Origin of the sequence: Streptomyces sp. ISL-100, assembly GCF_018614615.1 — a bacterium.
Lineage (GTDB): Bacteria > Actinomycetota > Actinomycetes > Streptomycetales > Streptomycetaceae > Streptomyces.
Window position 1 is genome coordinate 1 of the sequence record NZ_JAGGOK010000142.1, and the last position, 12037, is coordinate 12037.

The 12037-nt window shown below is 68.3% G+C and carries 10 protein-coding genes and 1 pseudogene; 5 read left to right on the forward strand and 6 right to left on the reverse strand.

Translation table 11 applies throughout. The annotated features are described in order from the left end of the window. Nucleotides 1-137: 137 nt before the first annotated feature. Nucleotides 138-513, forward strand: a pseudogene (locus J7E89_RS41630) (MFS transporter); the annotation flags it as partial. 190 nt (nt 514-703) lie between these two features. Here J7E89_RS41630 and J7E89_RS39805 read toward each other — a convergent pair. The 6 genes from J7E89_RS39805 to J7E89_RS39830 form a co-directional block, all read right to left on the reverse strand. Next, nucleotides 704-973 carry a hypothetical protein gene (locus J7E89_RS39805; RefSeq protein WP_214981352.1) on the reverse strand — a complete coding sequence of 90 codons (270 nt, stop codon included), beginning with the start codon at nt 971-973 and terminating at the stop codon, nt 704-706. A 22-nt stretch (nt 974-995) separates the two neighbouring features. After that, on the reverse strand, nt 996-1460 hold the full coding sequence (locus J7E89_RS39810) for a hypothetical protein (RefSeq protein ID WP_251061734.1): 465 nt from the start codon (nt 1458-1460) through the stop codon (nt 996-998). A gap of 555 nt (nt 1461-2015) precedes the next feature. Further along, nucleotides 2016-3740: a relaxase/mobilization nuclease domain-containing protein gene (locus J7E89_RS39815; RefSeq protein WP_214981353.1), complete on the reverse strand. Its 1725-nt coding sequence runs from the start codon at nt 3738-3740 to the stop codon at nt 2016-2018. Nucleotides 3741-3744: 4 nt separating this feature from the next. Then, nucleotides 3745-4296 (reverse strand): MobC family plasmid mobilization relaxosome protein, encoded by a 552-nt coding sequence (locus J7E89_RS42220; protein WP_214981356.1) that lies wholly within the window; start codon nt 4294-4296, stop codon nt 3745-3747. A gap of 319 nt (nt 4297-4615) precedes the next feature. Further along, nucleotides 4616-5458: a DUF2637 domain-containing protein gene (locus J7E89_RS39825; protein ID WP_214981358.1), complete on the reverse strand. Its 843-nt coding sequence runs from the start codon at nt 5456-5458 to the stop codon at nt 4616-4618. 247 nt (nt 5459-5705) lie between these two features. After that, nucleotides 5706-7235: a DnaB-like helicase N-terminal domain-containing protein gene (locus J7E89_RS39830; RefSeq protein WP_374196997.1), complete on the reverse strand. Its 1530-nt coding sequence runs from the start codon at nt 7233-7235 to the stop codon at nt 5706-5708. Nucleotides 7236-7510: 275 nt separating this feature from the next. On the opposite strand from J7E89_RS39830, the gene J7E89_RS39835 reads away from it, so the two are divergent. The 4 genes from J7E89_RS39835 to J7E89_RS41640 all read left to right on the forward strand — a co-directional run bounded on the left by J7E89_RS39835 (nt 7511) and on the right by J7E89_RS41640 (nt 11622). Next, nucleotides 7511-8056 carry a helix-turn-helix transcriptional regulator gene (locus J7E89_RS39835; protein WP_214981360.1) on the forward strand — a complete coding sequence of 182 codons (546 nt, stop codon included), beginning with the start codon at nt 7511-7513 and terminating at the stop codon, nt 8054-8056. A 130-nt stretch (nt 8057-8186) separates the two neighbouring features. Then, complete coding sequence (locus tag J7E89_RS39840; protein ID WP_214981362.1) at nt 8187-8486, forward strand: helix-turn-helix domain-containing protein; 300 nt, start codon at nt 8187-8189, stop codon at nt 8484-8486. Beyond that, entirely contained in the window at nt 8483-10258 is a 1776-nt protein-coding gene (locus J7E89_RS39845) for a tyrosine-type recombinase/integrase (RefSeq protein ID WP_214981364.1), read from the forward strand. Before J7E89_RS39840 ends, J7E89_RS39845 begins: the two co-directional genes overlap by 4 nt. A 968-nt stretch (nt 10259-11226) precedes the next feature. After that, nucleotides 11227-11622, forward strand: a complete 396-nt coding sequence (locus J7E89_RS41640) for a hypothetical protein (protein ID WP_251061735.1) — start codon at nt 11227-11229, stop codon at nt 11620-11622. Nucleotides 11623-12037 lie beyond the last annotated feature (415 nt).

Below are 12037 nucleotides of genomic sequence, written 5' to 3' on the forward strand. Positions count from 1 at the left end.
TACCGAACCCGGAACGGTTCACCCTGCTCCCCAAGCGGCGATTGGCGAGGCCGCAGCCCGGCTCGTGCCGCGCGCCCGTGTAAATGTGGATGCCTGTTCCGTCGGAGCAGCTTGATGGACCGTCCCTCCGCCCAGGCATTCCATTGACCGCGCTCATGGTCCTCGGCGCCCTCGTCGCCGGCGCCGCGCCACGCCGGTACGGACCGCGCCGAATCGCGATCGCCGGTGTCGTCCTCGTCGTCCTCGGCGCAGGGTTCGCCAGCGTGATGGTCACCGCCACCGGGACCGTCGTGGGTGACCCCGCCCGGGCACGCCGGGGTCGTTGGCGGGCTCAAGCAGACCGCCATGAACGTCGGTCCGACCTTCGGTATTGCCATCACCGCCAGGATGATGCTGCCAAGGTCGTCCAGCGTTGGGCCCCTGCCAGCGATCGCGACCCCGGCAACCCCCGCCCCGGCGACTGGCGCCACCCTGCTGGTTCTGGCCGGACTCGCCGTCCTCGGCCTGCTACCGCGTCCCTGGTGCCTCACGGCCGCCCCACTGCGCGAGAGGCGACACGTCTGTCCAGGTCGATCACAACAGCATCCACACCGCCGACTGACCCGCGCGGAGCGTCGGGCCGACAGCCGGAGTCGCCTTGGTCACGAGGAAAGCCTCGGCTATCCGCCTACGCGGATAGCCGAGGCTTCATGCTCCCGTGGTTCTACCGTGTGTCCAGTTCCTTGATCAGTGCTGAGGAGAAGATGGTTCCGGCTAGCCAGGCGTCCTTGTCCGGTCCCTGTTCCGGGATGATCAGTCGGCTTCGGGTCCAAGGCTCTTGCTGGCCCGGTAGCTCGACTTTGGCTGCGACCCAGACGCCGTCCTCATTGTCGAAGAACGAGAGTGCAGTCAGCGTCGCGCCGTGCTGGGCTAGCTCGGAGGGCAGGCTGTCGGCTACCTCGGAGCGGAACTCTTCGATGTACTGCTGGTACATGGCAACCGTTGGCACGTCGTCCCTAGCATCCACAGTCGTAATAGTAGGCCGTGATGATGCCTACGGGCCGGTGGTCCCTGGACTTGGAGTCCACTCGCTCGGTGAACACAACCTTCATCGCACCGGCTCGGGTGTTGGAGAAGGTGTTGCTCTTCAAGGTGCAGTTCGTCTTGCTGCCGTTAGGAACGCACTTGCCCCGATCCAGCGTCTTGTCGATGTCCTTCTTCATGTTGGTCCAGCTCGAAATCTCATCCCCGTGGCCCGACTCGATGTGACGCTTGCCAAACCCGTCGATGCTTCCGGCGTCCTTCTGTCCAACGCGGAGCGGGAGGTCTTCACCATCCGGACCGAAGTGAGTGGAGTACACCTTCCAGTCGATCGGGTTGGGGTTCGCCGCGGCCTGGGCCGGTACGGCTGCTGCTCCGAAAAGACACAAGGCGGCCACGGTGGCTGCCGTGGCGGTACGACGCCGCAAGAGAGTACGCATGAGTTCCCCGAGATTCATTGATGACGCTGCCCTGTTGGTCTGTGGTCGATGGGCACTTAATTCCCATCGTTGTGTTGCTCCTGAGTGATCGTCAAGCAAGGCCGTGTGCACATCGAGTGCCTTTTGTGCGCCCAATTTTGGGCGCTTTTTTGGGGGTGGCGGGCGGGAGCGGCTTTGACTGGTGTCCTGTTCGGGTTGGGGTCGGGCATGGTCAGGGAGCTGTACGTCGGCCCGGCAACTCGGTCAGATTTGGCCCTGCCCGGAATTCGAACCAGTGGCCCCACCGTTTGCCCTTTCCCCCTACGCGGGCCCCGGCCCGAACAGGTGGATGAAGCCTCTTCATCCGGCCGCTCCAGCCACCACAACCCTGCGACGGCGGTGCGTGTCCGCTCGGGCGGTCTGTCATTGATGCTGGTGCGTTTCACCGCTGCCGGGCTTCGCTCCCTGTCATGGTGCGGAGCCGGGTGGGGATGAACTCGGTAGCCCCGAACACTGCGTCCGCCGCCCCGGGCGCGTGGTGTTCGGGGCTCTCGGCCGCCCTTTTGCTTGGCGGTTCTATTGGCGGTGACGGTGGGGCTGGTCAATGCCCACGGGACGTAGCACAGCCGGTTGTGAGCTTCGGGCCTGCTGGGTGGCGTTGTAGGTCATGGTGGTGCGTTGACGGGCGGCTTCGGCGCGGCGGTTGGGGGCGGGGTTTCGGCTGGTGTGCTGGATGCGGGTGATCAGGACGCGGGCGGGTTGGCGGGCGGTGGCCAGTTCGCGCCTGGCGGCGGCTTCCTCGAGGAGCTGGTGGGGCTTGTGGCCGCCGGCTTCGGCATCGGCGAGCACGGTGGCGAGGGCGGGCCAGCCGGGGTCGGCAAGGATCCGGTCAGCGTGTTCAGGAACGGCGGCGCGTACGTCGCTGGCCAGGGTGCGACGGGTCTCCTCGTTAGGCCGGCGGGCTTCGAGTCCGGTGAGCGTGTGAGTGAGGGCGTTGTCGGCGGCGGTCTGGAGATGCTGGAGGGCCTGTCGGGCGGCGTCGGTCTGGTGGGCGTGGCCCTTGGCTTCGTGCCAGCGTCCTGCGAGGAGGGCGGCCCAGACCATGGCGGCGACGAGGGCGGCGAGGGTGCTGCCGTCGGGGCCGGTGGCGGTGTTGGCGATGTCGCGGGCTGCGGTCCGCAGGGCGTGGGCGGCGCGGTCTTCTGCCCGGATCTGTGAGCGCTGTGCACGGCCGAATACCTTGCTGGCCGCTTGCAGTTGGACGCGCAGGTCCGCAGGAGCCTTCTGGGCAGTGGCTTCCATCAGTTCACCCAGGGCGGTGATGTGTGCCTGGGCCCGGGCGTCACCGCTGTCGCCGGTGCTGGTGTCGGTGATCTCGGTGTGGAGGGTGTCGAGGGCTTCGGTGGCCTGCTGCCAGGGGGTGGTGGGCCGGTTGCGGCGGGCGGTGGGGTGCTCCTCCGGCACGGTGGTTTCCAGGCGGGCTTTGAGTTTGGGCAGTGACAGGTCGGGGGCGATTTTTCCGCCGGGGTGGAAGATCTGCTCGCCGTCCTTGTTGAGGTCGCCGGGGCGGCCGACCGCGTAGCCGAGGAGGTCTCCGGAAGGGCCGCGGCGTGCCTTGACCTGGACGTCGCCGGCTTCGAGGTACGCGACGAGTTCCTCGGCGCTGGTGGCGTGCGGGATGGCGGCACGGATGCGGTCCTGGAGCCACTCACGGCTGGTCTGCTCCCAGCCGAGCCGTTCGGCCTTGTGCATCTCGCCCTGAGTGGGGGCGCGGGTGCCGGTGCGGTCGCCCTTCCTCAGCTGCCGCAGGCCGTAGTCCTTCTCGATCTGACGGCATGCGTCGCCGACGCGGATGCCGCTGTCGTGGAGTTTGGGGCGGCGTCCGTCTTCGCGGACGGTGGTGGCGATGATGTGGATGTGGTCCTCCGCGTGGCGTACGGCGATCCAGCGGCACGCCAGGTCGTCACCGGCGGGGGCGATGCCAGCGGCGGCGACGATGCGCTGGGCGATCTCGTCCCACTCGGCATCGGAGAGGTAGCGGTCCTTGGGGGCGGCGCGTACGGGACAGTGCCAGACGTGGTCAGTGACCGGCTTGCCGAACTCGCCATTTCGCAGGCCGACAGGTTCATCGAGGTACCGGCCCAGTTCGGTGAGGGTCGCGTTCTCGTTCCGGCCGGGGTCGGGCATGGCGAAGCCGGCCACGATGTGCGGGTCGAGGTGTTCGTCGTGGGTTCCACGGCCGTAGAGGTAGGCGAGCAGACCGCGGGTGTTGGACCCGGAAGGCTTGATAGCTGCGATCACGGCCTCACGCCTCCGTCGGGTCGGTCGGTTGGCGCAGGGCTTCGGCGATCAGGGTGAGCAGGTAGTGGAGTTCGTCGAGGCGCTGGCGTATGTCGGGCGGGGTGTAGTCGCTGTTGAGGGCACGGGCGATCTGGTTGACGTTGACGCCGATGCGGTTGAGCTGACGCAGGACCTGGGCGCGGAACATGTGCGTGCGGCGACGGTCCTCGGACAGGGGGAGGTTGGCGGTGAACCGTCCGGTGATGAAGGCGAGGACGATGTCGGCGGCGAAACCGGATTCGCCTTTGTAGCCGTGCTCGGCAGCGGCCTCCTGAAGGCGGAGACGCTCGGCGTCGGTGAAGCGCAGGGGGCCGACGCGGTCGGTGCGCTTGTTGCCCGTGAAGCGGCGGATCGTGGGCTGAACACTCTGCGCGGCGGGTTCGTCGGCGGCGGGCTGGTCTTCGCGTGCGGGGCGCAGGATCTGCTGCTGCACGGTGTGGAGATTGTCCGGGTCGGGCCCACCCTCGGCCCCGGCCTCCTGGTCCGGCGCCCCCTGGCGCCGGACCGTCTCCGCCACCCCCGGGGCGGAGAACCCCCCAATCCGGCCTTGAGTCGGACTCGGGGTACTACTGGCTCCGCCAGGAGCAGCCCGTCCGAACGCCCGCCGCAAACGCTCCGCCAGCGTAGGCGAATTTGTCAGCGTCAGCGGCTGGTCGATGGTGGTGTCGGCGTGGTGCGGGTCATGGGTCACAGATAGTTCTCCGGAGGAGTGCGGGCGGGATGGTGGCGTGCGGGGGCATGGCTACGGCCGCAGGTGTGGATGAGTGATCCGGCGGAGAGGCGGGAGCCGCCTGATCGGTGGCCGGAGGAGTGCCAGCCACCGGTCGGGCCAGCGATCAGTCGGCGTTTCGACCAGCGCCGGGTTCCGGCCGAAGGATTTTCATGACCTCGGTCAGCCGTCGACCGCTGACCGTATGTCCCTTGTCCCGTATGGCCTGTTGAACGATCGACCGGGTGAGCTTGCGCTTCTCGGCCGCAGCGATCCGCCCGATCTCAACCAATTCCTCGACGGTCGCGCTGACCGGACGGCCGCCACGCGGCTGGCCCTTCAAAATCTGGGGCGGCGGCATCCGGCCGGAAGCGGTTGCCTGCGGTTTGGCGATGTGCGCGGCTGGCGTGGCAGGCGGTTCCGGCGTCTCGACGGAACTGGTGGCCGAGTGGTCGAGGGGCCGGTCGACCAGTTGGTGGATCTGTCGCATCAGCACCCCGAAGGCCAGCAGGGCTGCGGTCGGGGGAACCGCCGCGACCACGTAGTCGAGCAGGGGCACGACGCTCGCATTGCCCGTGCCGCTGACACCGGCCACGTTGAGCGCAATGGATCCGGCCGATCCGGTGGCGGTCAGAGTGACCGCCCACCAGTCGGTCACGCGGCGTAGGCCGGCGCGGAGCATCAACAGTTCGCCCGCGACGATGAACGCGTCCAGGGTCGCGGGCCAGGCCCATTGCCGGGCCGGGGAGCTTCCCAGCCCATGCTGTCCGGCCACCTGAGCGAGGTGCGCGTAGGAGAGCCAGAAGCCGCCGGCGGTGAGGGCGATGATGACGGTTCCGGCCGCGGCGAGGGCGTATCGCTCTACCGCGTGCGGGGGTGTTGCTTGTCGCCTCGGATCCTGGACGCTCTGGTCATGGTGCGTCGCGTGACTTTGCCGGGTGGTGTCGTGGGGCGTGGCGGGTGTGGTCATGCGGGTTCTCCGGGGTGGTTCTGCGGAGGCGATCACGGCGTTCACGCATGGGGCGTACACGCGAGCCCCCTTCTAAAGGGGGGCTCACGCGTGAACGCTGGCGTGCGTGTACGGCGTGAACGATCGCGTGATCGTCTGACCTGGGGTTTTGTGCTTGGCGTGTACGCCTGCGGTCAGGCGTGAGCCGGTGTGCGGGGGAGGGGTGCGTGTACGCCCTCGTGTACGGTCCCGGCGTCCGGCGGCGGGGTTAGGAGACGGCGCCGATATGGCGGACGGAGGCTCGGTAGCGGGCTTGCTGGCCGCCTCCGGTGCCGCCTGCGGCTCCTTCGGCCTTGTCCGCGAGTCCGGCCCTGACGAGGCGGTCCAGGGTGCGCCTGGCCTTCTCGGTGGCGGAGCGCTCGGGGTTGTTCTGGCCGCTTTGGATCATGGCGAGTTCGCGCACGGTCAGGCCGTCGGGGCGCTGGCGCAGGATGGCGACCGGGTCGAGGGCGGGGTCGAGCGTCGAGATGCCGCGCTCGTGATCGTGGATGACCTGGAGGGGACCGATCTCGCCGGTGGGTGTTTTGAGGTGGTGCAGGGTGACAGCGAGGTCGCCCGCCTCCCCGGAGACGAAGAGGACGCTGCCCGCTCCGGAGGTGATCCAGGTGGAGCCGTAGACGCGGTCCAGGGTGGGCTTCTGGGCGCGTGGGGCACCCTCGGTGGCCTTGCGCTGGTGGTGGAGTTCCATGATCTCGACGCCGTTGCGCATGGCTCGCTGGCGGGCGTTGTTGTAGGCGACGCCAAGCGCGTCGTCGACCAGGGTGCTCACCGCGTCCTTGAGGCTGTCGATCACGATGGTGTCGGCCTGGTGAGCGGCGGCGAGGTCTGCCAGGAGGTCGGGCTCCTTGTCCAGGCTGGCGGGCAGAGGTCCCTGCCAGACAGCGAGCCCGTCGCGCAAGCGCTGCTCGTGCTCGGGGCCGATGCCGCGGGCCATGGCACGGGCGATCTGCTTGTACCGGTCCAGCGCCAGGTACAGCACCCGCCGGCTCGGTGCGACCGGCATGTCCAGGACGCTGTCCGCCAGACCCAGGCGGGCGAGGATCACCTGGTGAGCCAGCGTGGTCTTCCCGACACCAGGTGCTCCGACGATCATCAGGCTCTCGCCGGATGACCAGGCCGTCTGCTCCCGCGTGCCCCACAGCGGCTCGGTGTCGGCGCCGGTCTCGGTGACGAAGAGCCATCCGTCGGTGATGAACCGGGAAAGCCGACCCTGGCCGGAGGCGAGTGCCCGCTCGCGCTCGATCCTGACCTCCGATTCCACCTCGCTGCGGATGGCGTCAGGATCGGCGCCCGGCTCCATCGTGCGCTGGGCGGTTCGGATGCCGGAGGCACGCAAGCGGCGCAGGTCGGCCATCTTGCGCACGATGCCGGCGTAGTAGGCGGCGCTACTCGCAGAGGGCACGGCGTCGGCGAGCTGGTGGACATACACCACACCGCCGACCCGCTCCAGGTCGTCCTGGGCGCGCAACTGGTGCGACAGAACGATTGGGTCGGTCGGCTTGTCCTCGCCGTGCAGAACGAGGATCGCGCGCCAGACCGTCTCGTGCGCGGGGCGGTAGAAGTCGGCCGCGTCGAGCAGCTGGCGTACTTCGTCGATCACTGCGGCCTTGTGCATGCAGGCCCCCAGCACGGCGGCCTCGGCATCGACGTCGTGAGGCGGAACCGCGGTGAGGTCGCCCGCCAGGGGCTGGCGGCCGGTTCCCGCGAGGTGTGGCGCGTTCGGCCGGGGTTCGTCCATACTGGACATTGAGCTCCTCAACTTGCGGGCCGTACGGGACGGCGAATCCCAGGCCACGCGGGTCAATCGTTCAGGGATGGGCGGTTACGAGAGTTCGTGCTTGGCCCCCGACGTTCGTAGCGTCGGGGGCTTTTTGCGTTCACCCCCGTTCGAGGGCGGACGTCTACAGTACCTGACGTTTTCGGAAGCGCAACGGTTGCATTCTGCTCCGGAATGGTGTTTAGTTTTCACCATCGCCCCGGCTGTCCGTCGGGCCCCAGCAAGGAGGTGCAGTGATGAGCAGTGACGAAGGCGCGTCCCGTGCGGGGCCGGACCGGCCACCGGCCGAGGAGCACGTCGCGGAGCGGATCAAGCTCGAACGCGAAGCGCGCGGATGGAGCACGGTCACGCTCGCCGAGCGGATGGCCGATGCTGGTCACCCGGTCAATCAGTCTGCGATCTGGCGCATCGAGAGTGGGAAGCCCCGCCGCCGGGTCAACCTCGATGAGGCGCTCGGCTTCTGCAAGGTCTTCGATCTGACCTTCGACGAGCTGACCAGTCCCCCCGGCCAGCTCGCCAATCCGCTGGTCCGACGTCTCGTCGGCGAGTACGTCGCGAGATGGAGAGAATGGCGGGATCTGGGCAAGGACATGCGCCGAATCCAGGACGAACTCGCGGCCTACACGGACGCCAACCCCAACCAGGACGACATGGTCAAGGCTCTACTGACCCACGAGCTGACCATCGCCTCGAACGGCGAATTCCACCACCACCGCGGAGCCCCGACGCAACTCCGCAGCTACCTCGGCGAGCGCATGGACACGCCACCCAAACAGAGCTGACCCAGTCCCTCGCTGCTACGAACAGCGCGGGCCTTGCCGTCCATAGCTCCTTGTCTTCACGCCCATCCCTGAACGACTTGCCGGCCAACCGGGATTCGCCGTCCCACGGCCTGCCACGAGAGGACCTCCCTTGCACCGAAGCGAACTTCCGCTTGCCCAGATAGCCGACCTGCTGGACGTCCCCGAGGACGACCTGCGGAATCTGCTTTCCGAACGACGCCCGGCCGAAGGTGACGCCACCCTCGTCGCCCTCACCGTCGCTGAAGCCGCGCGGCGTATCGGTATCGGCCGCACGAAGCTGTACGAGTACGTCACCTCCGGCGAAATCGCCTCGGTCAAGATCGGCAGCTTGCGCCGCATCCCAGCAGAGGCGGTGAACGACTTCCTGGCCCGACGCCTCACGGCCAGCGACTTCGGGACCGCAGCATGACGCGGGGCGCGACGGCGAAGGGCCGTCAGCCCAACGGCGCCTCGTCGATCTTCCACGGCAAGGACGGCCGCTGGCACGGATACGTCACCGTCGGAACCAAGGACGACGGCACACCCGACCGGCGCCACATCAGCCGCAAGACCCGCCCCGACGTCACCAAAGCCGTCCGCGAACTGGAGCGCCAACGGGACAAGGGAGCTGTCCGCAAGGCCGGCCAGAACTGGACGTTGGAGACCTGGCTCGTCCACTGGGTCGAGAACATCGCCGCGCCGAACGTCTCCGAGAACACCATCGACGGCTACCGCGTTGCGGTCTACCACCACCTCATACCCGGCCTCGGCGCCCACCGCCTGGAGAAGCTGGAGCCCGAACACCTGGAGCGCTTCTACAAGAAGATGCAGGACAACGGAAGCGCCGCCGGCACCGCCCACCAAAGTCACCGGACCGTCCGCACCGCACTCAACGAAGCGGTGCGCCGGGCTCACCTCACTGTCAACCCAGCCACGATCGCCAAGGGCCCTCGCGTCGAAGAGGAAGAGGTTGAGCCGTACTCAGTCGAGGAGGTCCAGCGCCTGCTCGCCGAAGCGCACAAGCACCGCAACACCGCACGCTGGGTCATCGCCCTGGCGCTCGGCCTGCGGCAGGGCGAGGTCCTCGGCATGCAGTGGAGCGACGTCGACTTCGAACTCGACGTGATCCGCGTACGCCGAGGCCGGCTGCGGCCCCGCTACCAACACGGCTGCGGCGACCGCTGCGGGCGCAAGCCCGGCTTCTGCCCCCAGAAGATCAACACCCGGCGCGAGACCAAGAGCGTGAAGTCCCGCGCCGGTCAGAGGCCCATCGGCGTCCCGGGTGAGCTGATGGAGCTACTCCGCCAGCACAAGGAGAAGCAGGAACGCGAGCGGAAGCGTGCACGCGATCTGTGGACGGAGAAGGGGTACGTCTTCACCTCGCCGACGGGCGAGCCTCTGAACCCGAACACGGACTTCCACAAATGGAAGGACCTGCTTAAAGCGGCGGAAGTCCGCGACGGCCGCCTCCACGACGCCCGCCACACCGCAGCGACCGTCCTGCTGATCCTCGGCGTCTCCGACGCGGTCGTGGACGCAATCATGGGCTGGGAACCGGGCAAGTCGGCCCGGATGCGCCGCCGCTACCAGCACCTGACCAGCCGCGTCCTCAAGGACACCGCCGACAAGATCGGCGGCCTCCTCTGGGGGACGGACATGACCCAGAGCTTCGCAGGTGCGGTTACATCCGGTGCTAGCCGGAGCCCCGTCCCCGCCGAACTGATGGTCTATGTCGCCTGCCTCGGCGAGCGCCGGGTCCCCTTCCTCCACCGCGAGCACGCCGACGAGGTCGTCGCGCAATGGGGCGAGGACTGGCCGGACCACACCGCGGAGGTCGAGGGGTGGGACCGGGGGCGCTGGGAGCACGAGAGTCCTGGTGGCATGCGAGCCATCCGCGAAAGGATGCCCGAGCGTGCCGTGGTCTTCCATTTCCGCGCCGTGTTTCTTCCTGGCGGTCAGCGGCAGGCGGCTGCCCTTCCCGAGGAGTGGTCAGTGCCGGCCTGGGAATTCGAGACGGACTCCTACACCGACCGACCGGCGGCTTGGCGAACGGTCCGCCGCCCAGGGCCGGTGCAGGAGGTCGAGGCCCAAGGTCGCGGCACCGACAAGGAGGCCGTCGAGGCCGCCTTCGCCGAGGCTTGTTCACAGGCTGTGGATCGTGCGCAGAATCCGGGGAAGTACGGCGACACCGACGAGTGGTAGCCGGTGACCCCACCTCACGAAGCCGGGCGACGGATATCCGCCGCCCGGCTTCGCGCTGTTCTCGCCCATCTCCCTTTGGGAGACGCCCTGTTGAATGTCAGTGGACGCTTTTATGGTAGAGAGATGGCAAATAGGCTGTGGCACACCGGATATGGCCTAGAGATCAATTTGTCACTGCCTGACCTCGGTCACCCGGGGCGTTCCGATCTGTTGCGGGAGATCACCGCGAGCGTCGCCGACCGCGACCCGCAGCTGCTCGAATGCCTTGCGCACCATGACGGCCGCGACTGTCTGTCGGAGTCGGGCGGCAAATCCCCGTGGATGTTCATCCGCCGAGGCCGCGTCGGGGGCCGTCGGCCGCTCGTCGCCTCGCACCTGCCGGTCACTCACGAGGCCACACCGGCGGAGAGCGAGCAGCACAAGGCCACGAAGGAGCGGATCGTCGACACCGCCTCGCGCTACGGCCTGGACGCCCATGCCGAGGTGCCTACGGCAAACCGCCGGAGCATCTCCGACGTCCTCGTCACCGGACCCGGAGGTATACGGATCGGTGGGAGATCCAGTACCACCACCTCAGCCCGAGCAGCGTGCACCGTCGCTCGGCCAACGCCGTGCAGCAGGACATCACGCCCTTGTGGATTGCGAAGCACCGCACGGCTTCCCAGATAGACCGAGCGCCCTGGGCCCGCGTGGACGACATGGCCTGGAGGGATATCGCGGGCGGGAAGGAGATGGTGATCCGCGGTGGCTACCGTCACCTCCAGGTCTGGAAATGCGTGGCCAGCAGCGAGCGCCACTGCCTGCAGACCGATGGCGCCGGTCACTGTGGCGGGGTTCACTCGGACTGGTTTCGTGCCCGCCCTGTGCCTGCCGGAGAAGAAGGCAGTGCATCTCGAAGACCTCGTGCTGTCGAGCGCGACGGGGGAGAGCGTGCCGGTCTACGTGCCCAATCGGAGGGACGGCCGGGCATGGCGGCATATGTGGGTCTCGGCGGCCGACTGCGAGAGAAGACCCCTCTTCCCGAGACGCCGGGGCAGGAGGAGGACGACGAGATCACCTTCGCTGAGCAGGAGATCGACCGAAACTGCCGGGCGGGTGAGGAAGGTTGGTTCGTCAGCGACGCGCGGCCCATCCGAGACCTGGGGCAGCCGACTGGCGGATTCACCCTGCCCCGGATGCCAGCACAGCGGTCGCGCAACCCCACGCTGATCTTTCCCGTCGAGCGAGCTGCAGCCTCTGCGGCGCTGGGCTGCCCGCCGTGGGAGCTGGGGCCTTGCGCCGAGTGCGGGCAGCTGATGCGCCGGTACGGGCGCGACGCGGCCATGTTCTGCGGCCTGTGCCGTGCGCTTCTGAACGGTCGGTAGGCGAAGGCGGCCTGCTGTATTCGCCTCATCGCTCGCCTCGCCGGCCCCTGTGCCCCGCCGGGCCTTGCCCGAGGGCACACAAGGGCGACTCATCGTGATCGCCTAGGATCGCGGGAACTCCTCATGCCGGGAGTGGCGGCTCGCTGGTCTGGGTTGCTCGTCCCGGATGTTGTTGAAGGGGCCACAGGCGGGCAGCTGTAGCAGAGGATCACGAATGCCGAGTCCCATACGTTCTTTTTGGGTTATGTCCCCGGGGCGGGGTGAAATACTTACCTCCGCCTGCCCGCCTGCCCGCCTGCCCGCCAGCCCGCCACCCCGCCCGCCCCCCAGCCCCCCCGCCCGCCCGCCCGCCCGCCCCCCAGCCCGCCCGCCCGCCAGCTCGTCAGCCCCCCGCCCCCGCAGCCCGCCAACCCGC